This is a genomic window from Paenibacillus sp. 2RAB27, from assembly GCF_052115445.1.
Classification (GTDB): Bacteria; Bacillota; Bacilli; order Paenibacillales; family NBRC-103111; genus Paenibacillus_E.
In genome coordinates this window covers 1-26,405 of sequence record NZ_JBFRGR010000024.1, presented here as the reverse complement: position 1 = coordinate 26,405, position 26,405 = coordinate 1, and the positions used below count along the sequence as shown (strand labels likewise).

Sequence of the window (26,405 nt, the reverse complement as noted above, 5' to 3'; positions counted from 1 at the left end):
TGAAACACTCCTCACCAGGTTTGTTGAAACGTTTAACCTATTATACCACCTGGCTTCGCGGAATGCTCGCTTGTTTAAAATTGGTTATCCTGTTGTATCTATAACGACAATTCCCATGCGTCCAAACTTTCTAAACAAGCTTCACCTTGCCTTGTAAAAAGCTTAACTCCCAGACTGTCACCATTGGGATAAATCCGATTCGTTATCGTTTTCACTCCGTTATTCGCGAACAACTCCAACGAAGAGCGATCCACGAACAGATGCAGCCTGATGTTCCCATCCTCCATCGGTTCCACTTGTACTTCGCTCACACCTGCTTCACCTGAACCGGCGCACGTCCGATCAACGCGGAGTGTATGCTCCGCTACCGAGTACGAAACTTCCGTGTACTCAGATCCATCCTCTGAGCATCGAACGAGAAGTCCAAACACGGCCTCCACGCCAGATTCCTTCGTGTTAAACACGGCAATCAGTTCTAGCTGGTCGCCTTGAATATCTGCCAATGCAACGATCGATTCCGCAGGTATCACCTGTCGATCGACGAACTGCCTGCCCTTCCGCAGCGCCGCCAGTTCCCCCACAGGCTGCATCCGCAACGTGCCATCCACTGCCAGCGTCAACTCGCGCGGCAAGGTAAATGCCCCCATCCAACCATCTACTTGCTCTGGCATTTGAGCCCCCCACATGTTCATCCATCCCATCAGGATACGCCGTCCCTGTCCGTCCACCAACGTTTGCGGCGCATAGAAATCGAAACCATAATCCAATCGTTCCGCATAACGGTAATCGAATTTGCCTATCTCATAGTTTAATTTGCCAGTGAGGTACATCGTCTTTGTAGACCCCATGTTCATCGGAGATATAACAAGCACATGATCATCCCCATCACCGAGTGGAAAAACATCAGGACACTCCCACATATCTCCCATAGTACCGTCACTCTCTGCTGCAACACCCAAATAGCGCCATGTGAGCAAATCAGAAGACGTGTACATCAGCGCTTTGCCCAAGCCGCCCTTCCCATAACCAACAACCATGTACCACTGACCGTCACGCTGCCAAACCTTCGGATCGCGGAAGCCGAAACCACCCTCCTCCGGTGCGGCACCAATAATAGGATTAGCCCCTGATTTGTTAAAAGTAACCCCGTCCATACTGGTCGCGAGACACTGAACTTCCATCGGCGTACGACCATCTACATGCCCCGTATATAGCAATGTCAGAACGCCGTTATCATCGACTGCACTGCCCGACCAACAGCCATAACCACCCGTTTCCCCGCTATCATAATCTTCGGAAGGTGCCAACGCGATAGGCAAGTGCTCCCAGTGAACCAAATCCTTGCTTTTGGCATGCCCCCAATGCATCGGCCCCCATTTCGACTCATAGGGATAATGCTGATAAAACACATGATACTCTTCGTTCCAATATATAAGCCCATTGGGATCATTCATCCAGCCCGCTGGTGGCATAAGGTGATAACCAAGCCTAAACCCATCCTCCGTGATTGACTTTACGGCTTGCCCCAACGCTTGATTCGCTTGTTCCACTCGTTCCATGTGGCGCTGATTCTTTTCACTTTCTGTCCGCTGATTCATCCTAGAACATCCTCCCTCTCTCTATCTCGCATCAACGCGCGAATCTCCTCCAATGTACCCAGCGACGGAATCGCACCTTTTCGAGTCGTCGCCAAAGCTCCCGCCGCATTCGCAAAGCGCAATGCTAGCTGAAGCTCCTCTTCTTCCCACAACTGCAACGCCTTCCCCTTTTCCAACATTCCATATAACATTGCCCCGAAAAACGCATCCCCAGCACCAGTTGTATCTATCGTTTGAACGGAGTAGCTATCAACTTTGCCCCACCAATCCTTCATCTGATAAAAGGAGCCTGTCCCTCCTGCTGTAACCAATAGCAAAGCGATCCCATACTGCTCAACCAGTTGTCTCGCTGCTTTTTGCAAATCCTGCTCATCCGCCAAGAAGACAAGCTCCTCTTCGGAAACCTTAACCAGATCAGCCAAACTTAACCCCGCACGAATCGCTTCCAACGCGTGTTCCTCATTCCGCCACAACGAAGGGCGCCAGTTCGGATCGTAGGAAATAAGAGCACCATGTTCCTTCGCAAACTGCACGGCCCGTAGTGTAGCTGTATATGCAGGTTCCGCTGTCATCGAAATCGAGCCAAAGTGAAAAATCCGCGTCTGTGCTAGCATGCCGAGATTCACTTCATCCACACTCAACAACTGGTCAGCACCCGGATTTCTAGCAAAATGAAATGATCTATCTCCATTTGCATCCAGCTGAATGAAAGCCATCGTCGTATGAGCCTCATCCGTCTCGACCAAACCACCATCCGACACACCAACGTCCAGCAGTGCTTCACGCAAATAAGCACCGAAGGGGTCACTGCCCACCTTCCCGATGAATCCCGTTTTCTTGCCGAGCTTCGCCAAAGCAGCTACCACATTCACTGGCGCTCCGCCTGGATTGCGTTCAAACAAAGGGCGTCCCGCTTCGGAACGACCATACGGTGTAAAATCAATCAAGTATTCCCCAAGCGCTACTACATCGTAGTTCATGCCATCTGCTCCTTTCTTTTTACCCTAAACCATTTAACCCTTAATGCCCGACATCGTAATTCCCTGAATATAGTAACGCTGCAAAAATAGAAACAGTAGGAGAATGGGCACGGTAGATAACGTATTCGCCGCCAAAACCTTCGACCAATCTGTCCCCTCATTCGAGGAAAACGTAGAGATCCCGACTTGGATCATCTGCATTTTCTGATCATTGATCACAATAAGCGGCCACAGATAGGAGTCCCAGTTTCCTAAGAAAGTCATCAGTCCGAGCGTTATTAGCGCAGGCACGGCTGCTGGCAGTACGATCGCTACAAAAGTACGTGGCAAGCTCGCTCCATCAATCCGCGCTGCTTCCATCATTTCGTTCGGAACTTCCGCGAAAAATTGCCGCAGCATAAAGATGCCAAACACGGACAACATCGAAGGAATAATAAGTGCTTTATAAGAATTGAGCCAGCCCAAATCATGCATCAGCAAATAGTTAGGCACGAGTGTTACTTCACCTGGGATGATCATCGCTGACATAAATAAGGCAAATATAGCCGTTTTAAATGGAAATCTCAGCTTCGCAAACGCAAATGCCGCCATTGAGTTAATGATCAGCACCAGCACCGTTACGATGGATGCCACGAGCAATGTATTCCAGATATAGCGCAAGAACGGATTTCGCGTATTGAAAATGACATTATGGAAGTTCTTCCACGTCCATTCTACGGGAACTATTAAGTGAATATTCAACGATGTATATTTGAAAAGCTCCTGATAGGGTCGAAAAGCACCTGTAACCATCCATAGGATAGGAGCGACAGAAATCAGAGCAATCAAGATCATGACGATCATTGTTATGACGTTAGTTAGCCTCTTCACAGCGAATCCCTCCACGTTGTTAGTCTGTGTCTTTGTTAAAAAGCTTCATTTGGATCAGCGAAATGGTTAATACAATCGCGAACAGCACAAACGCCGCCGCCGTCGCATACCCCATCCTCATTTGCGTGAAAGCCTGCTTATAAATATAGAAAACAACCGTTTCCGTTGAGCTATTAGGTCCACCATTTGTCAATACGAAGACTAAGCCCGAGAGCTTGATCGCATCGATCGTCGTCATGATGACCACGAAGGCCATTGTCCGATTCAATAATGGAAGTGTGATTTTGAAAAACTGCTGAATCCGTGATGCGCCATCCACTCTGGCTGCTTCATAGAGATCGGGCGAGATATTGTTCAAGCCTGCTAGAAAAATAATCATGAAAAACCCGGCGCCCTTCCAAATGCCGAGCACAATGATGCCGTTCATCGCTGTTTTCGGATCAGATAGGAAGCTTGTAACCGGCATATGCAGCGCTTTGAGCACACTGTTCAGGATGCCAAACTCCTTGTTATAAATGAGTTTAAAAACCGTAGCCGCCACCGCCGTCGAAATAATAACTGGGATAAAATAAAGTGTACGAAACAACCCTGCTGTCGCAGTTTTCTTCTGAATCAATAGGGCTAGCCCTAACGCGATGCTCGTTTGAATCGGAATCACAATCAGTGCGAAATAAAACGAATGCTTCAAGCTATTAAAAAAGGCGCGATCCTTCATCAGATGCACATAATTGTCCATGCCGACGAATACGTCGCCAGCGCCGACCAAGGAATAGTTTTTGAAGCTGATTAAAAAAGCTTGCAGCATTGGATAAAACACGAAAACAAGCAGCAAGGCTATTGCTGGGAATATAAACCAGAATGCCGTAACTTGCTCGTGCGTGCGAAAGCTTTGCGATTTTTTCTTGCTTGGACTAACCGTTTTCATTGTTTCCATCGTTTCTGCAGTAGCCATAACTCACCTCTCCATTCTCATCTGTCATTTGCCATCATAAACAAACACTTGGAGACTCGACATGACAGTCCCATCCTGGCTAGTCGCCTTGATTTCAGCCTGCCCAGTCTTGACACCTTTCACCGTTGCCCCTCCGTCATCCACTGAAACGGACGCGATTCCTTCATCGCTAGAAGTCCACTTCAGCTCCTGGGGTGCGCTCAGTGGAATAACGGATGCTGCGATACGTTGGCTGCTATTCACCGCTACATCAAACGTAGTATTGTTCAATACTACTCTCCTAGGCGTTGTACCGTTCACATCTTCCTTACGCCAAACCGTCTCCATTGGATAAAACTGCGCTTTTTCCAGCGTGGCAGAGCCCTCTAACACAGTCAGTTCAAGTAGATTGCTCGTGGGATCAGGGAAGATCAGGTTAGAGACAACCACCTCACCATCATTGGCGAATACCTCCAAACTAGCCTCATCCACAAAAAATTGAAGCTTAAGCTTGCCATCCTTCAGCTTCAGTGGAGCCGATACTTGTTCAGCGAAGCCTTTCTCGAATGAGGTGATGCCAGAGTGAGTTCGATCAATCGATAGTTTTTCAGCGTTAGCGTCATAGATGACGTTCGTTGCTTGATCAGTTCCTTTACGCAACTGGAATTCGACCTTACTATTCGGCTGAACAGTAAGCTCCGAAATTAACTCATAAGATGTTCCTTTTAAACGGTAAAAGGGATTAACTCCTGCCGCTAACTGCTGTTTCGTTACGAGAACTTCTTTGCCGCGCTGCGTCTGCAATTCTTGGATTGGCTCTTGAATCAAACGTATGCCTTGATCGGGAATATTCCTCAACCGCAGCTCACGCGGGATCGACATATTGCCCTTCCAAGCTCCTGTCGGCATCGCGAACGGGTAACGCCAGTTGGACATCCAGCCCAGCCATATGCGACGTCCATCTTTTGCTGGAATATCCGAATAAGACACAGCCGCATAGAAATCCTTCCCATAATCCGTCCACAAGACATCGGAAGCTGGGTTATCGTTCTTAAACGTGTGACCGTCAAACGTGCCAACGAAGTATTGAGCTGTGGAGCCTTTGGTCGTGCTGTTGCTGCCGATACTGACGGCTAACACCCATTTCTTCGTTTTGGTGCCCTCTACAGGTAGCTCAAACAAATCCGGACATTCCCAAACTGCCGCATGGGAGCCTTGATCTTTCCCAAACTCACTTGCGAGCTTCCATGCTTTCAGGTCAGGCGATGTGTAGAATTGAACACGATTGTCAACCGACACCACCATCACCCACGATTTCGTAGGCTCATGCCAAATCACTTTGGGGTCGCGAAAATCCTTCAGGCCTGGATTAGGAATCACTGGATTCCCTTCATATTTGGTCCATGTACGGCCTTTATCTGTGCTATATGCGATACTTTGCGATTGCAGGCCGCCTTTGAAATGCGTAAAAATCGCGACTAGACCCGCCTTCCCCCCAAAGAATCCACTTGTATCCTTCGCATCCACAACCGCGCTGCCTGACCAAATCTCACCTAGCGAATCCCTAGCTAGCGCGACAGGCAGGTGCTCCCAATGGATCAAATCCCGACTAACCGCGTGACCCCATTGGCCGCTATTTTGATAGAATTGATGATACTCCCCTTCAAAATAGACCATGCCATTCGGGTCACTTAGATTGCCTGACTCCGGTGATAGATGATACTGTGGGCGAAACTTTTCTGTATAATAAGTCGGATCCTTCGCATAGGAGAAAGACGATTCATCCGCTGAGTCCTTCGATTTGCCTTCACTTGCTACCAATGCCGTCACCCCCCACCCCAGAAGTACGATCGCGGCGCTACCCGCCACCCATAACCCTAATTTCTTCCGCATGGTTCCTCCCTCTAATCGCTGTCTATTATGATGTATGGTTATTGTACCGAGCCAGCGAATAGAAAGATTTCAATATCATTGGGAGTTGTGTTTTAAAATGATTTGCAGGAGAGTGCCCCGTCCTCGCGTGCCGGCTGCTTAGCGCTGCCTTCAGGCGGCTGGGCGCATCCTCCAAGACGTCCCCCATTACTAACTAACTGGAAAACCTCCCGTTAATTTTCCGATTTCAGCTCGATTTTGAAGATTAACTGGAAAATAGGTAGGTAATTTTGGCGTTTCTGCTGGTTCTGAAACACTCGCTTGAAATTAACTGTATTTTTTACAGTTACATCTATAAAATCATGGATTCTCGCGGAATTTGCTGTATGTTCTCCTGTTATTTCGTACAAGGCGGCTCTTGACTTAGCTAGACAACAAAAAACCCCCAAAACCATTCACTTACATGGCTTTGAGGGCTTACTCACTCGCATCTCCTCCCGATACTCCTTCGGTCCCTTCCCGTAGAACTTCTTGAAAGCCGTACTAAAATAGCTCGAACTGGAGTACCCCACCAACGTAGCAATATCCGTTAGCTTAAGCTCACTTTCTTGGAGCAAATCCGCCGCCCGACTCAAACGCAACCTCGTGACATAGTCACTAAAAGTCACACCCACACTCATCTTAAACAACCCAGATAAGTAGGTTTCATTAATATGAAACATCTCGGCCAACGATGCCAGCGTGAGCTCATAGGAAAAGTTCTCATCCACGTAATTGCGAATAGCTTCCATCATTTGCTGACCACTGGAGAACCTGGTTTTCCTTACTTCTTCCATGACTAGCTGGGCCATGTCGTGCAGCTGATCGAGCACTTGCTCCCGAGAGGAGTAATCCCTCACACTCATCTGGCAGTTCCAGAGATAGCTCTGCAGAGACATATCTCCAAGTTCGAATTTCTTGGCAATGGCATTAAACAAGAGAATAATACGCAGCGTCAAAAAGGTGAATACAAACATTGGCGTATCTCGATCCGAAGAAAAAATAGCGTGCAGCTGCTTTGTAAAAGCAGACATATCGAGATTTTCGATGGTTTGCATCAGTTTTCTCTCCACCTCCGGTGAAAAGGCGTGCGTCATGGCGAGCATATTCCGATCCGGTTCTGCCTTATCGGAATGGATCGTGCCCTGACTCCAGGCAAGCATGCTAGATGCGTAGCCATCTTTGAGCTGCCTCAAACCGTTGATAGGCTCGCCAATACCGAGCACACTGTCTACTTTGAGAAAGCTTTGAATATCCCGCTTCAGCTTACGCACGAAGTCAGACAAGAAGCGGTCATGCTCGGCATTTTGAATCCGAATGACAAAATGTATCATCGCAGGGTGACTCATCGCGTAGAACGGATAGATGTGCTCCCATTTCTGCGCAGACTCCCGACACAACATCTGAAAAGCTAAGTACAGCAAGTCTTTGCGCTCACTCCAATCGTCCAAGCGCCCTGGCGGAATACGCATCTCTACAGTGACAAACTGAGCATGAACATCATCAACAGCTAACGCTGACAACTGCAGCTGCTCCATCCGTTCTTCCATGGCGGACACACTGAACCATTCATCCTTCACCAGCTGCCAAAGAAGCTGCTCCTGCATCAACTGAAGCTGTTGGTGATTTTTCATTTCCTCTTGATCTTGCTCCCTCAAGCGATTGCGATCCTCTTCCAACTCCTCGGCTAGCTTGCCGAGAAGTGCGGTCAGCTCACTGCGAACCACAGGTTTGAGCAGATAATCCTTCACCCCAAGCTGAATAGCAGCCTTCATATATTCAAAATCCGAGTAGCCCGAGAGCACAATGATGCGAAGCGCTGGGTACTTTTCCTTGCATGCGCTGACCAAAGCAATCCCGTCCATTTGTGGCATACGCACATCGGTTATAACAACATCCGGCAGAGGATACTCCTCCAGAAGCTGCAGAGCCTCCAGGCCATTTGTCGCCTCCAGAGCAATTTCGAACCCCGCGGATGTCCAATCGATTTTGGCTTTAATACTATTACGAACGCCGACCTCATCATCAATCAGCATGATTCTGTACATCTCAGTTGTCAGCTCCTTATCAACGGCAGGATTAAGTTCAGTTCCGTCCCCTCGCCCAGCTTGGCATGCAGCTCTAATTGAAATTGTTCGCCATAATTCAGCCGACATCGGGATAACACATTGCGAAGCCCGATACTCTGCCCCTCCGTACTGAGAATCGCTACAGGATCACCCGTTTTGATCTCTTCCCGTAGATTTTGAACCAATTCCGGAGACATGCCAATGCCATTATCCTTCACGGAGATCAGCAATTTATTCTCCTGCTGCTTCGTCCTTAGGGTTATCTGCGCGATGCCATCCTTCTCTAAGCTATACTTCACCGCATTTTCTACCAGAGGTTGAATGATGAATTTGGCGATCAAGAGATTAGCTGCCGCGGGATCTTCTTCGATCACAATTTGCAATCGCTCCTCATGCCTCAAATGGAGGATGAACAAATAATCCCGAATATACGCCATTTCTTCTGCTACTCGAACCAAATCACTACCCAGGTTGAGCGAGTATCTCATCATTTTGCCCAAAGCTTCCGTCGTATCCATCACAAGGTCTTCCCGCTTCATCGCCGCCAGACCGCTAATGATTTCAAGCGTATTATTATAAAAATGCGGATTGATCTGCAGCAGCAGTGCTTTGTACTCAGCATTTTTCCTCCGCAAATTCGTCTCGAACTCCGTCTCGATTAAATAGCGAAGCCGATGAGTCATCTGCTCGAACACCCTTGTCACATAGTTCACTTCACTATGGCCCTGGCCAACCTTCGGCATCACATGCAGCGCCTGATGAAACTCCCCGCGCTCTACATGCCTCATTGCTCTCCCCATCACACTCAGCGGCTTGGTAATGCCTGCGGACAGCCAAAAGGCTGTTAGTATCGCAACGATCAGCAACAAAATGCTAACGACAAGCATCGTTTGGCGAATGTGTGTGATTTTTTCATACAATTCAGCCTCAGGCACACTCCCGATAATCGTCCAATTCTGAGCAGGCAGCTTGCGGAAAAAGAGCAGATTCGTCTCTCCTTTCGCCTCCATTGGGAAAATTCCACTCGCTTCCCCGTCAAAACGTTCATCAATCTGCTGAAGCCCCTTCCCCAGCATGTCCTTGTCTTCAGACAGATTCTGATCCAGCACACTGTTGCCTTCATGTGTCAGCAAAACAACCTTGCCTGTCTTCCCCACATGAATCTTTTCAATCGCATTGCGAAGCAGGGTTGTTGGATAATTCACCTTGATGAAGCCCATATTTCTTAGCGATTGCAGCTGTACGAGTGGAAAAAGGAAGCTATTAATCGAACGCGCCCTCATAAATTCGTCCGACTGATCGACATCCTTGTGTGCGGTCGTCCAACGGTTATTTTCATTCATAAAATCCTGAAACCACGCGCTGTTCTTATAGGATCTGTCCTGCGTCCACACACCGCCAGCATCCTCGGTGAACGCACTAATGGAAATGCCGCTGGAGTTGTTTACCCCATAGGAGGAGAAATATTCGCGCAATCGTTGCTTCGTGAGAACGCGTTCCTGAATCGTACTGTCTGGATTCAAATGTACGGTCAACCAATCCTGCGTCGTTCGGGCGCTCACCACCTGATTGCCCGTATCCTCGACCTGCGTAAGCAATGTCCCCACGTGCGAGGCGAACTGCTCGATCGTTTGTGATGTTGAAGCTTCGATCGACGACTTGATTGTTTTGGTCGCTTCCTCACTAAGGATATAGGCCAAAGTGGCAAAAGGGAGAAGCAGCAGAACCGAGAAAACCGCCATCAAACGGCTCCTCAATGAGAAAAACATAATATCCCCCCGTGATGTCTGATTCTTTGTATCATACCTCTTTGCTGTCTGAGGAAACAACGACAAAGAGACGATCATCGAAATGATTCGTCTCACTTATCTAGAGTTGCTTACTTCTTCTGTTGAGCTAGAATATCTGCGTACGCTTTATCAATTGTCGTAACGGCTTCTGCGATGGACGCATCCATGTTTCTTTTGCCGATCGTGACATCCTCAAACATTTTGTTCACAGCATCTGACATTTGCGGGAAGATCGGCGTGATTGGACGCGGTCTGCCGTATTTCTGATTTTGAATAACGAAGATGTTCTTCGGATACTCATTCAGCTCTGGGAACGCCTTCGCAGAAGAATAACGAGATGGGATATCCTTCGTCATACCTGCATACGTTTTCTGTCCTTCTTCCCCAGTAACCCAGTTAATGAACTTCCAAGCTTCATCTGGATGCTTGCTTTTCCCCGAAATACCCAGCGCCCAACTGCCATTGGCTACCGCTTGTGCTGTTCCTTTTGGCAATGGTGCAATATCGTAGTCTTCGCCCAACTTGAAATTAGGGAATTTCTCCTTCAAATTAGCCAAAGACCACGAGCCGTCAATCGTAATGGCCAACTTACCGTTCGGGAACGGATCTGGTGGATACTCCAGCGCTGATACTTTATCTTTGTTATACAGATCGGAGAAGAACTGAACGGCTTTCTTCGTTTGTGGGGAATCTAGGTAGCCTTTGGACGTTTTACCGTCTGGGCTCATGATCTCGCCGCCGAACTGCCAAATGATAGGATATTTGAAGTAGGCTGTTGCACCTGCGTTGCCAAAGCCTTGTGCAGGATCGATACCGAAAATTCCGTTCGCAGGATCATTCACTTTCTTCGCAGCATCCAATACTTGATCCCATGTCCACGGCTCATCAGGGTTTTTGGAAGGAAGCGGAATGCCTTTCGCTTGGAAAAGTTTTTTATTATAGAACATCGCAATAGAGGATTCTGTCAGCGGTGCCATATAAATTTCATTTTGATACGTGTAGGTCGCAAGTGTTGATTTCGGAACATCCTCCATATTGCCGTCTGCTTTGAAGTAGGCGGTTAATGGTTTAAGTGCTCCCGCGTTTGCATACGAACCGACGGTTGGTGCATCTAATGCCATGATGTCTGGTGGACTTCCGGAAGCGATGGATACACGTAATTTCGTGTCATAATCCGAGTATGGAATCGGTGTCATTTCCACGGAAATATTCGGATACTTCTGCATAAAAGAGGCCACTAACTTGTCGTAAGCTGCATTCTCCGTATCATTCCCCGAATTTCTCCAGAACGTGAGTTTTACTTTTTCATCTTTTTTTACGGCAGCGTCTGTTTGGCTTGGTACTGATGATGAAGATGTGCTTGCTGTGCTTCCACTATCACTTTGGGAAGAACATCCCGCCAACAAACCACCAACTACGATAGCGCTTACGACTGTTTGACTAAGTTTCTTCATACGATTGTTGCCCCTCTCATTACTCTGTTGTTGTTCTTGTCATCATCTTATCAAAGGGGACGAAACATTAAATTCAAAATGCTCTGCTTCTAACTTATAAAATTATCATGCCTTGGCGGGAAAGTAAAAGGGGCGAAGGAAGCGTTGGGGGATATGGGGAAACTCGGGGGCTAAGCGGGTCTTAAACAAGCTAATTTGTGATGAAAGGGAACGTGAGGACGCTATTTGGCCAAATATCCAGCGATTGGCGAAGTTGCTGAACGTCAGTTCGCTATTTGACCAATTTAGGAGGATATCCCCCTCATCTAGCTTAAATAAGGGATCTACGTTCCGCATCGTTATGAAATTTGCCCTTTTGGCGAAAATAGCGGATCCTCGTTCCGTTTCGCCAAAGCATGTAACTATGATTGGCCATTAATTCTGTTGTAGCTACAACAGTCCCCCCTCAACTGAGGGAACGAACGCAACGAAACGAGCCCCAAAGGGCTCGCTTCGTTTTAATTTGTAGTTGTGGACACGCGCGTCACGGCTTGAGTCACGTCCAACTCCGCCTTCCGCGATTGGTAGCTTCCAATATGGAAAGCTTGCCAACAGCTGACGCCAAAGACGAGCATAGCCGTAATAAACCATCCACGTATGCCGAAATGAGCGACGATAACGCCGCCGAGCAGAGGCCCGGTTAGGCAGCCAAGGAACATCCATGAGTTCACCATGGCGAAGGTCTGCCCCTCCATACCCTTGCGGACTAAGCCTCGTACCTGTGCTTGAATGTTGGGCATCATGCCCGCTACGCACAGTCCGAGCGTAAACCGACATGCAAGGATAAGCGGATAAAAGTGCGTCACAGCTTGCACGATGCAGAGGAGAAACGCGGTGCTAGTCGCTATTTTGAGCAACAACAATGGTCCTACGCGATCGGAGAGCATGCCCAGCAACGGGGAGAATACGATAACGGCGAGAGAGGTCGCCGATAAGGTGATGCCGAGCAGCCACTGATCATTGAGAAAGGTGAGCGTATGTGTGGATTGCCGCACGTAGTAGGGGATAATCGGATTCGTCCCGACTAGCGCGAAATTAATGCATAGGCTACTAAGCAGCAGCGAGGGGAGCGGCTTCATCTGCCAAATTCGCTTCCAGTCCGAGAGCAATGTGCTCCGTTCCATTTTAGAAACGACAGGTGCACGCGGGCCTTCTTTGACAAAGCAAAGTACGCTGACGGTCGCAAACAAAATGCACACACTTATAGCCGGATACGCGCCTCGCACCGAGTAAAATGTAAGTAAAGAGGACGCAATTAGTGGTCCGATTAGCGAACCGGTCTCGCCCATCATTTGCATGGTGCCAGCCGAAACGCCAACCTTATTCTTGGCAGCTCCAATCAAGATCAGCACCATCGTGAATGGCAGGATGCCAGTGAAGCAACCCTGTGCCAATCGCAGCAGCGCCAACTGCCAAGGCTCTGTGGCCAATGACATGCAAGCCGTGACGAGGGTCATCCCAAATCCGGACCATAGCATCACAGGCTTACGCCCATAGCGATCTCCGATGCGACCGAGGAAAGGCATGAGCAGCATCATGATCATGAAATTGGCCGAAAATATCGCACCTGACCATATGTAAAGCGAATCCCCACTCACATGCCCAATCTCCTGAAGGAAGCTAGGCAAGAGGGGAACGAACATGCCGTGCGCGGTCGATACAAGCAATTGTACAGAAAGTAACGCTGCAAACTGCCGGTTCCACGAGTCCATCGAATTAGAAAGAGCCTTCGATGATACTCTCGTTCAAGGCGCGTCGTCCATTCGGCAGCTCACGCTGCTGAAAGTCCTCGGCCAACGTTTCACGTGCTCCACGGTAACCTAATGCAATCACGGCATGAAGCTCATACTCCGCCGGAACTTGAAGCACTTCACGTGCTATTTCTCTGTCATAGCCGCCAACAGCCCGCGTTGCCAGACCTAACAAGTGCGCTTGAAAGGCAATGGATGCCCAAGCTGCACCTGCATCAAACGCATGTGCTCCATTTGGCTCACCATCCTGACGGAACTTGTTAGACAAGATCAGCAACAGAACAGGAGCATGATCCGTCCACAAACGATTGTTTGGCTTAATAAACGATTGAAACTTCTGTTTCTGCTCCTCTGTTTGAGCGACGATGAATCGCCACGGCTGCAGATTCGAACTGGAAGGCGCCCAGCGAGCAGCCTCCAGCACCGTATATAATGTCTCTCGTGTTACTTCCTTCTCTTCAAAAGCACGCGACGACCAACGATTCAAAAACAGCGAATGAACAGCATAATCCGCCTTGCGATTGGCCTCCACTTCGGGAGTTAAAACAGCTTGATTAACTACTTGTGGGGATACAGTCATGACATCATTCCCTTTCCGAGTAGGCGTGTCCGCCTTTATTTAAGCAACCACTGATTCAGATCAAAATCCTTCTCCGCCAACTTCTCATCAACCAAGAATTTCTTCGTTCCATCAAGCAGCTTTATGCCATCGTCCTTAAAATTAACATCTTTAATCGTCTCAATCGGTGTAACCTTCTTGTTCAATTCTGGCGTGAACCCATTTAACTGAGATAAGAATTGGTAATATTCATCTGGTTTGGATTGTAAATCCTTGAGCGCTTTCTCCCTAGCTGCATTCCACACCTTCGGGAAATCCGGGAATTTCTTCAGGTAGTCCTCGGAAACAACCGTAACACTGCCTCCGATCAAATTCGGATGCTTAGTGGCATCATCAATTAATGGGAACCCATTCTCAATTTGTTTCAGAGCAAAGATCGCACTATTCGTCATCGCGTCCACTTCGCCACGAGACAATGCTGCTTCACCATCAGGGCGCAGCATATGGATGAACTTCACGTCGGGCACGTTCTGTTCTTTCACGAGACCGGCAATATAGCGGTGCATGAAGGAACCTTTTTGAATCGCGATCGTTTTACCTTTCAAATCAGCAATCGTCGTAGGTCCACCTTTTTTACCAATCAAATAGCCGATATTATCTGTTGAGGCTTGCGTAATGGCTCTCGTTTTTGCCCCTGTTGAACGAGCAAGCAACGCTGGTGTATCACCCAAGCTTCCGAAATCCAATCGACCGCTGATTAACGACTCACTTTGGTCAGGTCCGTTCGGAAAAGCTACAGGCTTGATCTCAGTGATGCCGTACTTTTTGAGCTCCTCTTGGATAATCCCTTTATATAAGCCCCAACCCTCTGCACCACCTGGAAAATTCAGCTTGTTCGTGCCAATGTAGCCATAATTGATCACTGCTGGTGGTTGCACCTTGGCCGCTCCTCCACTTGTCGCTGCTGCACTAGCACCTGCCGTCTTAGCGCCTCCATCGGAATTGCCACAGGCCGCTAAGAAAGCGACCATGGCTGCTAACAACATAACCAAATGTGTGGTACGGAAAAGTCCGAATCCCCTTTTACTCATCCTCTGTCTCTCTATCATCTTTCATTCTCCTTTCAAATTGACCACAAGAGGGTACGAACTGCCTTACCCAATAGAAGTTAGTTTCGCTAATTCATACATATAAGGATGCTCAGCAACTGGTTTACGCCCTCTCCCCCAGCCAACTTTCTCGCGATATCCACCAAAGAATCCTTGTTCATCTAAGACCTCTTCGCTCACATGCATCGGTCCTTCAGCATCCGGCGCCACATAGAGCGCATCCGCTGGGCAATACAGCTCGCACATGAAGCAGGTCTGACAGTCGCTTTGCCGAGCAATGACCGGAATCCCATTTTCAACACGATCAAATACATTCGTCGGGCATACCGACACGCAGAGGTTGCATTCTACACATTTAGACTCGCTGACTAACTCAATCATGGGGTAACAGCCTCCTTGTTCACTTCAGCCTTTTGCGTCCATACCTGATCCAGTCCTCCGCTAATTAACCGGTACCCTTGCGCAGCATCAATCTCTGGGAAATCCTCACGCTTGTGCATGCCTCTCGTTTCAGTACGCTCGCGTGCCGTGTTGTACATAAGGCGTGCCGTAGCTGTCATGGCCGCTGCTTCACGATGACGAACACCTGCTATATCTAGTGTCGTTACACGTTCACGCAAGTCGTTCCAAAGCCCATCCAGACGATTGATTGAGCCTTCCAACCCTTTCTGTGTACGGAACAAATTGCGGTCATACGGCATGACTTCCTCTTGTACCGCTTGAATGGCTTCGCCTGTTTTGCTTAAAATCTGACCCGATCCCGACTTCGTGAAGGTTGTCGTTGAGACACTTTTTAGTGTACGATTATCCACTTTATCTCCAAGATCCTTAGCAAATTTCGCAGCACCTTCCCCGGCAAATGAACCGGAAGACATCGCCCAAGCCGCATTATGGCTGCCACCTCCTGTGAAACCTCCACAGATCAGCTCACGCGTTGCAGCATCGCCAGCCGCATATAAACCTGGAACAATGGTTGAACATTGCTCATCCACAATGCGAATACCGCCAGTTCCACGCACCGTGCCTTCTAAGCGAAGGGTAACAGGGAACTTATCTTTGAACGGATCGATGCCAAGTCGGTCGAAAGGCAGGAAGAAATTCGTTTGATTCACACGCAGTAAAGGACGAATCTCTTCCGGCGCTTGATCCAAGCTGGCGTAAACCTGACGGCCTTGCAGCAAATTCCGCGCAATGATCGAGCGGCCACGTTGTGACCCTGCACCTTCTACGATGGAGCCATCTTCGTGGTAGAAGGATGCGTAGCGGTAGTAGGCTGTTTTGGTAACGGAAGAGAAAGTCGGGCAGATCGCATAGGCATTCGAGAACTCCATCCCGGAGAAATCGGCTCCTGCTTCAGCAGCCAATAGATAACCATCCCCGGTCAACACGTTCGTACCTAATGCTTTGCTCAAAAATGCACAACCGCCTGTCGCAATCACTACCGCTCCTGCACGCACTGTCCAGGTCTGCCCGCTCTGCGTTCTCACGCCAGTTGCACCACCAACGCCATGCTCATCGGCAAGCAATTCGAGCACAGGACTGTGATCGAGGATGCGCACGCCAGCTTTTTGAACCAATTTGCGCATTAACTTCATATATTCAGGCCCTTGCAAACCACGCTTATACGGATCGCCGATTTCATCCTTCGGAAACGGATACCCCAAGGAGCCTAGCTTATTCATGTTCTCATAAGTCCGATCGAGCACTCGGTTCATCCAAGGAACCTCCGCCAGCTTGCCACCCAACAAATAACGACTCGCTCTGGCTTCTTCTCTCAGCTTCTCGTCGGGCTTGATGTACCAAACCCCTGTACCCGAGGGCGCTGTTGCTCCACTCGTTCCACAATAGCCTTTATCCACCAAGATTACCTTGGAGCCATTCGTTGCAGCGGTTAAGGCCGCCCACGTTCCCGCAGGACCTCCACCAATTACCAACACATCCGCAATGAGACGTAAATCATTCTCTTCCAAAACCTTTGCCATCTACGTGACCTCCTCTAATATGAAAATAAAAAGAGGCATCCCTTATGTAAAGGAACGCCTCCGTGTGTACGGTTGGACAGGATATGCAATTGTATGTCGACAAAACCAAGTTGTTTACTATGATTAAACACATAGTAGCACCGTATTTCATTGCCGTCAACACTATTTATTACAATCAATCTATCGTCTTGAAGGTAAAATACGATCTATAAACGGTGTTGTGTCCAACTCCGCCAATGTCGTTCGCCCCTTGCCCCAGCCTAGCGTTTCTCGCCAGCTGCCGAGCAGATTAGCCTCTACCAACTCCGCTTCTGTCGGCACTTCCGCCAAAGGTGATTCAAACGGAGATACATACAGAGCATCTACGGGACAATACGCCTCACAAATAAAACAAGTCTGGCAATCTTCCTGCCTTGCGATGCTCGGAATGCCATCTACCCCTTTATCAAACACGTTGGTCGGACACACCTTCACGCATAGCGTGCAACCCACACACCGTTCCGTACTTACGAATTCAATCATCGTGTCGCAACCCCCAGATCCGCCGTCAGTTCTTTGCGCAGCTCAATCTCATCACTACCAGAGACAATCAGGCGGTACTGCTGCGCTGGGTCTGTATCCGGATACTCCAGAAGCGAATGCAAGCCCCGCGTCTCCTTGCGTGCTAGCGCAGCGGTGTACATCCATCTCGCCGTCGCAATCATCCCAGCGACTTCGCGTGCGCGAACCCGACCCTGCACCGTCGGGTTCACGGCCGTCCCCCGCAAGCTCGCCCACAGATCGTCCAATCGCGCCAGCGATTGACGGATCACGGGCTCACTGCGGAAATAATTGATGTCCAGCGGAAAGACCTCCCGCTGGACTGCCTCTACCAAGCCCCCCGCATCCAAGATGCGATCGGGGGCTGCATCAGGATCGACCAGGCCGTAGCGGCCCGCTGGTCGCAAATCTCTTGCGCTGCGCCCAAGCGCCAGCGCATGCTTCGCAGCTCCGCTACCTGCCCACGTGCCGGAGGAGATCGCCCAGGAGGCGTTGAACGCGCCTCCGCCTGACTTCGCACCCGTGACGCGCTCACGGGTAGCCGCATCGCCGGCGGCATAAAGGCCCGGAACCGTTGAGGCGCAGCTCTCATCGGTAAGGCGGATGCCGCCTGTTCCGCGGACGGTTCCCTCATAGCGAAGCGTGAGCGGGAACCGCTCTGTGAAGGGATCGATGCCTGCGCGATCCAAGGGCACGAAGAAAATGGCGTGCGATTTGCGCAAAATTTGCTGCTTTTCCTCCGTATCCGCGTGGTTTAGCACCGCGTACACCGGGCCTTTGCTCAGCATTTTCGGCAGAAAATCGCCTGCTCTAGGGCCACCGCCTTGCAACACCGTGCCATCCTCCGAGGTATAGGTCGCCCAGTTCAGCAAGCGGCCACGAGTCACCGTGCCAAAGGCTGCGCTTGGCGCATACTGACGCGTGAATTCCATGCCAGATAGCTCGGCACCAAGTTCTGTCGCCATCAGAACCCCCTCTCCAGTTAGGACGTTACAACCCAAACCTTTGCTTAGAAAAACACATCCGCCCGTTGCAATCACGACGGCATTCGCTCGAATTTCCCATTCCGAATCATCCAAGCGTGAAAGGCCACGCGCTCCTCCAACCCCATGCTCATCAACGAGCAGCTCTAGGGCTGGCGATTGATCAAGAATCTTCACACCTGCCCGATTGACCTGACGACGCATTAGCTTCATGTACTCGGGTCCTTGCAAGTGATCGCGCAAAGGAACACCCTGCTCATCACGGCGAAACGGATAGCCCCACTTCTCTACTAACAGTAAGCTTTCATACACTTGATCAAGCACGCGGTGAATCCAGGCAGGCTCTGCCAAATACCCGCTCTCTTTGTACCGCTGTTGGACAGCCTTCTCTCTTAATTCAGGATCTGGTGGCAGATACAATAAATTGGTGCCTCCTGGTGCGGTAGCTCCGCTGGATCCTAGGAACCCTTTGTCTACGAGGATGACCTTCGCATGCTGTTGGGCTGCGCTCCAAGCTGCCCATGCCCCGGCAGGACCTCCGCCGATGACTAAGACATCGGCTTCTAATTTCGTAATTTTGCCCGAGCTCATCGCAATCCCTCCTTGATGTATCCTAACCTTGGAAGCTGTCACGCCAGCTTAGCCATCTTCTTTCTAACCAACGTACAAGTGAATCCACAAGTTTCCCGATCACCGCAAAAATGATGACCCCTACGAAAATAAGCTCAGCGCTTGAATTTTGTTTGCCATAGTTAATGAGGAAGCCTATCCCTTCCTGCGAACCGATCAACTCTGCTACGACGAGACCCAGCCAAGAAATAGCGACAGATAGGCGTACACCTAGCAGAATGCCAGGTAAAGCGGCAGGGAGGATCAAGCGGAAAATTTGCTTGGACTTGCTAAAATTCAGCACTTTCGCGACCTCGAATAATTTGTGATCCACATTTCGAATGCCGAGAAAGGTATAGATATACATAGGGAAAAAGGCACCATTCGCAATGATCACGATTTTGGAAACTTCCCCAAAACCGAACCAAAGTATGATTAACGGCGCAATCGCGAGATGCGGAATCATGCGCAGCATTTGAAAGGAAGGATCCAGCATGAACTCTAGCTTTTGAACAAAACCAACAAGAAAGCCGAAAAGCAGCCCGATGGATCCTCCAATTAGAAAACCTATGACCGCTCGTTGCAACGAAATCGACAGATGCTGGGACAACTCGCCTGAAGCGATTAATGAACGGAATTCCGCAGCAATTTGTAACGGTGTGGGTAAAAAAGATGGCGAAAACAGCCCCAAATCCCCTGACACTTGCCAAATGACAAGGAGTAATACGGGCACGACCGCGCCGATGACGAAATTGTTCACTCTCTCCCACAACCATTTGAACCGAACAAACTCTAGTTTCTGACTTTTCGATTTCCCGATGCCCTGCGTAGCTTGGCTTAGCGCCTCGACACGATTGCTCATCCCTTCTCCCCCTTAGCTTTGTGCGGTATATCCCTTTTAGTGATCAGTGCCCTTTATAGCTATCTTGCCAGCTAAGCCACTTGCGTTCAAGCAGCCTCACAGCAGTGTCCGCAACGATACCGAAAACGGCAAATATGAGAATACCAACGAACACGACTGGTGTTTTGGAAAATTGCCGCGCATCCGACATCATATACCCGATCCCTGCGGTCGATCCCATTAATTCAGCTACAACAAGTCCAAGCCATGACACACCTAATGAGATCCGAACGCCTAGTAAAATATGAGGCAGCGCTCCGGGAATCGTTAACCGGATGATTTGCTTCCATTTGCTAAACCCTAACACACGTGTCACATCAAAAAGTTTGTTGTCCACGCCTCGAATGCCCAAGAAAGCATTAATATAAAGTGGAAAAAAAGCCCCTTTGGCAATGAGAAGTACCTTACCCGTTTCACCAATTCCAAACCACAAAATAAATAAGGGCGCGATCGCCAAGTGAGGCACCATGCGAAGCATTTGGACCGTGGGATCTAGCGCTTTCTCCGTTCTACGAAATAAACCAACAAGAATGCCGAAGGCAAGACCCAAAGAACCGCCAAGCAGGAAACCTGAAAGTGCTCGGAGGACACTAATTTTAATATTGTCATAGAGCTCACCCGTTTGAATGAGTCGAATGCCCGCGTTCATAATGCGAAGCGGCGTTGGAAATAGCAAGGATGAAATCACACCCAAATGGCCTAGAAGCTGCCAAGTAAGCAGCACGAGTAAAGGTACCGAAGCACCAAGAAGCACGCGATGTAATCGTTGCTTGTATCTCTGTTGATCAACACCTGCCAATTGTCCTTGTTGGCTCATTGAGATCTCCCCCTTTCTCCCTTAGATGCCCGAACTATCTATTAATTCCAGCTCTTCGATTTTCTCGAATTCACTAAGTACCTTAAGCCTCAGCTCCTGAAAAGACGTCGTCGTCTTCTTTCTCGGAATCGGCAGATCGATGGGTACGATGTTCCTTATGGCGCCAGGCCGCGGTTTGAGGATCACGACACGATTGGCCAAATAGATCGCTTCATCAATATCATGCGTGACGAAAATCATCGTCGTTTTATTTTTTTGCCAAATATCAATCAACACTTCCTGCATGTGCGTTCGCGTAAAAGCATCCAGTGCGCCGAACGGCTCGTCAAGCAGCAGCACTTTCGGATTGCGGAGTAAGGCTCTCGCTATGGCTACACGTTGCGCCATTCCACCAGAAAGCTCTTTCGGGAACGACTTCTGAAAGCCTTCCAGGCGAACGAGTTTAATCAGTTCATCCACTTTCTTGCGCACTTCAGGGTCTCTCAGCGAAAGGTCAGCGGCGATATTCTTCTCGACGTTCAACCATGGAAACAGCCTTGGCTCTTGGAAAATGAAGCCCTTGTCAATCCCTGGTCCTTGGATCACCTGACCGCCCAGTTGAACCTCGCCGGTATGCGTAACATCCAGTCCAGCGATGATCTTGAGCAGCGTGCTTTTGCCGCAGCCGCTGGGTCCTATGACTGTAATAAATTCTCCCTCTTTCACTTGCAGCTGAATATTGTGCAAGGCTTGAACAGACCCTTTGCTGGACTGAAAAGTTTTGTTCACATGCTCGAGTTTCAACAACGGTTGGCTCATCCCATTCAACTCCTCTTTTAATAAAAAAAAGACACTTTTCTCCCTAAAGAGAATAGCGTCTCCGTTCATACGGTGGTCACATTTCTAGAGTACCACTCCGGATGAAACTTCGTCAACCATAAATTATTATATTCATATAAGTTTTATCGGATTTAAATGTTCTGTCACAATTAAAGACCCGCATGCTCCTCTCGCATCCCCATGACTGGTTTGCCCGTTAAGCACTGCTCGAACATATCAATGATCGCTAGGAAGCGTTCCGCCTCACGGAATACGTGATCAGCCAGCAAGGGATGGATAATGCTCTTGATTTTGCAGGCTTCAATTAAATCGCGGGCTGTCTTTTTGAAATCACGCAGGGCAACGACGGATACACGATTCTGATCAAGGAACTGATCCAACAGCGGCTCGGTTTGGGATTGAGGCCTCATCCCGCTTAAATCAATAGCTTGAAAGAGGAGTTGGTCAAAATCATGACTAAAATTCCGCGCTTGTTCCACTAACTGGCGTTCGGATGGGTCCAACAGATGACCAATAAATTTGGCGTGATCCGCCATGATGCGCAAGAAGAATATATTTTCATCAATAATTGCGTCGGGTAACGGTTCTAAGCGTCCTGTGTTTAATTCGTGTAAACGATTCCGAAAATAGTTAGCCTCACGGCTCGTATGGTCGACTAGCAAGGGGAAGTTGTTACCGCCAGGCAGCTTGCATTGAATGATGAGCCCGAGAACTTTTCGTTTGAATGCCCAAATATGTGCAGCAGCCGAAGACACTTCCGTATTGAATCGTCGAATTTGTTCGGGGTCTGTCAACTCGTTATATGCGTAGGATCGGCCCTCGATATGCTCAAAAATATGATAATAATGATTCGCTTCTTGAATCAACGTCGTATCCTCACATCGAAAACCTAGTTTGAGAAACAAGGAATGCTCCTTCATAATACGCGACCAGAACCGGATCTCATCTAATGAACGCATCACAAACTCATTTGACAATTCAGGCACTCTCCTCACCATGATGTTCTCCTATCCCATGTATAATAAGCGAATGTTGTACATATGCTACGTCACCTCAATTAGGACAACACAAGTGCGGTATTCATTGGTGGATATACCTTCAGGCATGCCATTGCAGCAGATCATCTTTGCCAAAATCTAAATTTTCTTTTATACTTATACATAGATATCCGATGCATCGTAATACTATACTCAGGAAAGGAGTCATCCATGAAAATCAGTAAAGAGCTCATGAAAGGAAGCACCGTCATTCTGATTCTTACTCTTTTGGATCGGAAGGACATGTACGGCTACGAGATGACCAAAGAGATGGAGAATCATTCGGATGGCGTATTCACATTAAAAGAAGGTACACTCTATCCGATTCTGCACACGTTGGAGTCTGAAGGCTTTGTTGAAGCCTACTGGGATGAGAAAGACGGACGTAAGCGGAAGTATTATCGCCTAACGAAGCAAGGTAAAGGCGAGCTCAAAGTCAAGAAGCAGGAATGGTCGCTTTTTCGCAATACAGTAGATCGTGTACTTGGGGAGGGCGGCGTATGAGTAGCTTTCGTCATCATGAGGAGATCACTACATTCTTGAAACAGGTTTGTCGCGAAATTAAAGCAAAAGAAGTCCATACAGAAGTTCGTCTGGAGCTTGAGAGTCATTTGCAGGAATTAATTGAGGACAAACTAAGTAATGGGGTCGATTTGGATACGGCCGTTAAGGAATCCATTTCTCAAATGGGGACGCCTGATGTGATCGGGCAGCAGTTTCATCTTGCGCATCGGCCCCGTTTTAACTGGGGGCTTCTTGCTATCGTTGTGCTTTTTATAACGATCGGGTTAGTTGCCATATTTTCTGCTCAAACTGCGCTAGTCAGTCGTCTAGGTTTCACTTCTATCGGGCTCAAACAAATCGTTTATCTGTGCGTTGGTTCATCCTTAATGTTGATCATTGGCTTTAGTAATTATAAGAAGTTAGCCAAGTTCTCATGGGGACTTTATCTGGTTATGATTGCGTTGCTCATCTATGTCTACCTATTCGGGAATGAGGTGAATGGAGCTAGAGGTTATGTCAATTGGTACCCTTTCCAAATGAATATTCCAGCGCTCACCCCCTATCTGCTGCTCATTGCGCTAGCTGGTATTTGGAGTGCGCCACAAAGAGCCGTCGCCAACGAATCCTCCATGAACGCATTTATGCGTAAAAGTTGGACCCATGTGGGAACTGTTTGGCTGGCAGTTTTGCTTATTTTGAGTATACATGCTATAGACAATTTCGTTCTTTTCTTTATTGGATGTTTGACTTTGTTACTCGTTTTGAAAATGAAACGCACCATACTCGTTGCGCATTGTAGTCTATTTGCAGTTGCCCTTGGTTGGTTCTTGCTTAGTCAGTCCTATAAACTAAAACGCATTTTTGCTTTTATACATCCAACTGAAGATCGGCGAGGCATGAATTTTCTGTTAACTCAGTCCAAAATAGCGATGCAATCCGCTGGTTGGACGGGACATGGGTTTGGCTCTTCCCTTAACGCTTTGCCAGATCTTCAAGCCGAAATGATGTTTCCTTTTCTCATCTACTGTTTCGGCTGGGGAGCCGGGATAGCAATAGTGATTATGGTAACTTTGTTCGTCCAGCAAATGGTTGGCGTCTCTCGGAAGGCGAGAGATCCTTATGGAAAAGCTTTGGTATCCGGGTTATTGACCTTGTTTGTCATACAATATGTATGGAATATGCTCATGTGGATCGGTCTAGCACCGTTTAGCTCCTTCCATCTTCCTTTTATAAGCTATAGCGGGTCGCTCGTTATTTTTCAATTTATTGCTGTCGGTCTCATGCTTAGTGTGTATCGACGTAAAGACCTCGGCACTTGCCAGATGACATAGGCGTGCAGCTCGCACCTCTTTTTTCACCCACTCAGCAACTATCCCTTACCAATTTGTCCTACATACATATACTTAAGAGAATAACCTATGGGGGGGTTCTGTGTGACTATGAAATCAGACCGTCTCACCATCATTATTGAAAAAGGGAAAAAACGTATCATTACGCAATCGCCGATTCATGGTATCGATAGACTGGTATTCGTTATTAACCATCAATTCACGAATGCCCCGAACACGACACAACTCGCAAGTGGTGCAGGCCGCAGCAGCGCTGCTGGCAGTAACGCCGCTATTAAATCACCGCACAGTCAACAGCAGCAAAGCGTAGGGGCGGGTGGCAAAGCGAGGAACCGAATAGGGAAAGGCGCCAAAGGCAAGTTATCCAGCAGCAGAAGCCTCGCCGAAATCCGTCGTAAAGGCAAAGAAATTATCGTTGTCATTAACGATCAAATTGTTAAACTCCCCAAACATGCGGCAAATGCATCAGCCACCCAAGTGGCAAGCGGCGCTGGCAAGTACAGCACGAGTGGGACTAACTCCGCCATCGAAAGTCCGGGTACGAAGCAGCAGGATGCCGTCGGTGGGAACGGGAAGGCTTCTAACACATTGGCTAGCAAGCGCAGGAAGAAGAAGTAGCTTATAAAAAGGAGCTAAGCGATTTATGCGCTTAGCTCCTTTGACATGTGCTGCTAGAGCGGGATACTCTAAGGGCCCTTGGCGCGCTCGAGTTACTCCCCCCGCACTTAGTAGTCCGAATTTGCCGAACTAAACACACTGCCCACGACTTTACATATGAATTAGTCCGAAAAAACCCAACTAAACCGCCCCAAACAACTCTCACGCGAAGAAAATAGCTAGTTAGTTCGGCAAATTCGGACTATTGGTCTCTTTTTACAAGTAATCCTCGTTTTAATTCGGTGATATCGGACTAATGCTACTTCTTTCGGGCCCATAGCTCCATACCTCAAATCTTCCTATAGTTTATATCTGATCCCAAGCCACATACAGACATAACCCTGCAAGCACATAAAACGTAACGGAAACCTTCACTAGCCTTCGTAATTTTATCGCATATGTGCAAAAAAAGATCGCCGCAGCGAGTTTAGCTACACTTTGGACATTAGGCGAAAACCCAGAACCACTAAAGACAATCGATATCACCAAGGTGGTTAGGACAAGTATTTTAAACCATAGTGGCTCTTTCAAAAATTGCTTATACATAAACTTAAAGCGCTGCATAATCGCAAATCTCCTTCCTCACATGGGACTCAACTTACTAGGCATCATCCATTTACCTAATTATGCCATTACCTCAAGGATGAAAGCTACAATTACTGCAAGAATTTGCTACTCTACTAGTACTACTTCTACTTCTACTTCTACTTCTACTTCTACTTCTACTTCTACTTCTACTTCTACTGTACCCCCTAAGGCAACTAAAAACTGAGCTACCGCAATCCATTCTCTGCCCAATTTTACCTCAGCCAACAAATTAAATGGATTTTATGTAGCTATTTTCGCTGTTTCTACTCATTTAGACGTAATAGATGGATTTCATACAGTTAATTTCCGCCAAAAGCCCGTATACCGCCAGTTCTGCTTATATTAACTGTACATTTTCCATCTATTCACGGAATCTCAGGAAATTCGGCAAAATTAACTGTAGGTTTTCAGACTGTCGAGAAAGTCTCGACAGTCTTTATTATTTTCTTTTTAGTTCATCACATTACCGCGTTAATTTGGTATAATATAAGTATACTCTTGAAAGTGGTRAACCTCATGCTTCGCTCTAAACCGAATGACCCTCAATTAGACTAGACT

At 48.2% G+C, this 26,405-nt stretch carries 22 protein-coding genes; 3 read left to right on the top strand and 19 right to left on the bottom strand.

Annotated elements, in window-relative coordinates; all coding sequences use genetic code 11:
* Window positions 1-98 precede the first annotated feature (98 nt).
* The 19 genes from AB4114_RS25785 to AB4114_RS25695 all read right to left on the bottom strand — a co-directional run bounded on the left by AB4114_RS25785 (window position 99) and on the right by AB4114_RS25695 (window position 22,710).
* Window positions 99-1,598: a glycoside hydrolase family 32 protein gene (locus tag AB4114_RS25785; protein WP_441991026.1), complete on the bottom strand. Its 1,500-nt coding sequence runs from the start codon at window positions 1,596-1,598 to the stop codon at window positions 99-101.
* Window positions 1,595-2,578 (bottom strand): carbohydrate kinase family protein, encoded by a 984-nt coding sequence (locus AB4114_RS25780; RefSeq protein WP_441991025.1) that lies wholly within the window; start codon window positions 2,576-2,578, stop codon window positions 1,595-1,597. Before AB4114_RS25780 ends, AB4114_RS25785 begins: the two co-directional genes overlap by 4 nt.
* 33 nt (window positions 2,579-2,611) lie before the next feature.
* Window positions 2,612-3,448 (bottom strand): carbohydrate ABC transporter permease, encoded by an 837-nt coding sequence (locus AB4114_RS25775; protein WP_441991024.1) that lies wholly within the window; start codon window positions 3,446-3,448, stop codon window positions 2,612-2,614.
* 19 nt (window positions 3,449-3,467) lie between these two features.
* Complete coding sequence (locus AB4114_RS25770; protein WP_441991023.1) at window positions 3,468-4,400, bottom strand: carbohydrate ABC transporter permease; 933 nt, start codon at window positions 4,398-4,400, stop codon at window positions 3,468-3,470.
* Between the two features lie 24 nt (window positions 4,401-4,424).
* Window positions 4,425-6,272: a GH32 C-terminal domain-containing protein gene (locus tag AB4114_RS25765; protein ID WP_441991022.1), complete on the bottom strand. Its 1,848-nt coding sequence runs from the start codon at window positions 6,270-6,272 to the stop codon at window positions 4,425-4,427.
* 434 nt (window positions 6,273-6,706) lie between these two features.
* Window positions 6,707-8,338 carry a response regulator transcription factor gene (locus AB4114_RS25760; protein ID WP_441991021.1) on the bottom strand — a complete coding sequence of 544 codons (1,632 nt, stop codon included), beginning with the start codon at window positions 8,336-8,338 and terminating at the stop codon, window positions 6,707-6,709.
* Window positions 8,339-8,346: 8 nt separating this feature from the next.
* A complete protein-coding gene (locus tag AB4114_RS25755; protein ID WP_441991020.1) occupies window positions 8,347-10,101 on the bottom strand; it encodes a sensor histidine kinase in 1,755 nt (584 codons plus the stop codon).
* Window positions 10,102-10,238: 137 nt separating this feature from the next.
* Window positions 10,239-11,603, bottom strand: a complete 1,365-nt coding sequence (locus tag AB4114_RS25750) for an ABC transporter substrate-binding protein (RefSeq protein WP_441991019.1) — start codon at window positions 11,601-11,603, stop codon at window positions 10,239-10,241.
* Window positions 11,604-12,100: 497 nt separating this feature from the next.
* Window positions 12,101-13,354, bottom strand: coding sequence for an MFS transporter (locus AB4114_RS25745; protein ID WP_441991018.1), 1,254 nt, complete (start codon window positions 13,352-13,354; stop codon window positions 12,101-12,103).
* Window positions 13,355-13,358: 4 nt separating this feature from the next.
* Complete coding sequence (locus AB4114_RS25740) at window positions 13,359-13,973, bottom strand: nitroreductase family protein (protein ID WP_441991017.1); 615 nt, start codon at window positions 13,971-13,973, stop codon at window positions 13,359-13,361.
* A gap of 35 nt (window positions 13,974-14,008) precedes the next feature.
* Window positions 14,009-15,061: an ABC transporter substrate-binding protein gene (locus AB4114_RS25735; RefSeq protein ID WP_441991016.1), complete on the bottom strand. Its 1,053-nt coding sequence runs from the start codon at window positions 15,059-15,061 to the stop codon at window positions 14,009-14,011.
* A 45-nt stretch (window positions 15,062-15,106) separates the two neighbouring features.
* Complete coding sequence (locus tag AB4114_RS25730) at window positions 15,107-15,442, bottom strand: 4Fe-4S binding protein (RefSeq protein ID WP_441991015.1); 336 nt, start codon at window positions 15,440-15,442, stop codon at window positions 15,107-15,109.
* Window positions 15,439-17,043 carry an FAD-dependent oxidoreductase gene (locus tag AB4114_RS25725; protein ID WP_441991014.1) on the bottom strand — a complete coding sequence of 535 codons (1,605 nt, stop codon included), beginning with the start codon at window positions 17,041-17,043 and terminating at the stop codon, window positions 15,439-15,441. Before AB4114_RS25725 ends, AB4114_RS25730 begins: the two co-directional genes overlap by 4 nt.
* 180 nt (window positions 17,044-17,223) lie before the next feature.
* On the bottom strand, window positions 17,224-17,565 hold the full coding sequence (locus tag AB4114_RS25720) for a 4Fe-4S binding protein (protein ID WP_441991013.1): 342 nt from the start codon (window positions 17,563-17,565) through the stop codon (window positions 17,224-17,226).
* Complete coding sequence (locus AB4114_RS25715) at window positions 17,562-19,157, bottom strand: FAD-dependent oxidoreductase (RefSeq protein WP_441991012.1); 1,596 nt, start codon at window positions 19,155-19,157, stop codon at window positions 17,562-17,564. Before AB4114_RS25715 ends, AB4114_RS25720 begins: the two co-directional genes overlap by 4 nt.
* Before the next feature lie 22 nt (window positions 19,158-19,179).
* Complete coding sequence (locus AB4114_RS25710) at window positions 19,180-20,037, bottom strand: ABC transporter permease (RefSeq protein ID WP_441991011.1); 858 nt, start codon at window positions 20,035-20,037, stop codon at window positions 19,180-19,182.
* A gap of 43 nt (window positions 20,038-20,080) precedes the next feature.
* Window positions 20,081-20,893 (bottom strand): ABC transporter permease, encoded by an 813-nt coding sequence (locus AB4114_RS25705; protein ID WP_441991010.1) that lies wholly within the window; start codon window positions 20,891-20,893, stop codon window positions 20,081-20,083.
* A gap of 21 nt (window positions 20,894-20,914) precedes the next feature.
* Window positions 20,915-21,691, bottom strand: a complete 777-nt coding sequence (locus AB4114_RS25700) for an ABC transporter ATP-binding protein (protein ID WP_056623312.1) — start codon at window positions 21,689-21,691, stop codon at window positions 20,915-20,917.
* Window positions 21,692-21,861: 170 nt separating this feature from the next.
* Window positions 21,862-22,710, bottom strand: a complete 849-nt coding sequence (locus AB4114_RS25695; RefSeq protein ID WP_441991009.1) for a DUF2935 domain-containing protein — start codon at window positions 22,708-22,710, stop codon at window positions 21,862-21,864.
* Window positions 22,711-22,920: 210 nt separating this feature from the next.
* Here AB4114_RS25695 and AB4114_RS25690 point away from each other — a divergent pair, with 210 nt between their 5' ends.
* The 3 genes from AB4114_RS25690 (at window position 22,921) to AB4114_RS25680 (ending at window position 25,220) form a co-directional block, all read left to right on the top strand.
* A complete protein-coding gene (locus AB4114_RS25690) occupies window positions 22,921-23,253 on the top strand; it encodes a PadR family transcriptional regulator (RefSeq protein ID WP_441991008.1) in 333 nt (110 codons plus the stop codon).
* Window positions 23,250-24,584 (top strand): FtsW/RodA/SpoVE family cell cycle protein, encoded by a 1,335-nt coding sequence (locus AB4114_RS25685; RefSeq protein ID WP_441991007.1) that lies wholly within the window; start codon window positions 23,250-23,252, stop codon window positions 24,582-24,584. Before AB4114_RS25690 ends, AB4114_RS25685 begins: the two co-directional genes overlap by 4 nt.
* Window positions 24,585-24,692: 108 nt before the next feature.
* Window positions 24,693-25,220, top strand: coding sequence for a hypothetical protein (locus AB4114_RS25680; RefSeq protein ID WP_441991085.1), 528 nt, complete (start codon window positions 24,693-24,695; stop codon window positions 25,218-25,220).
* Window positions 25,221-26,405: the final 1,185 nt, after the last annotated feature.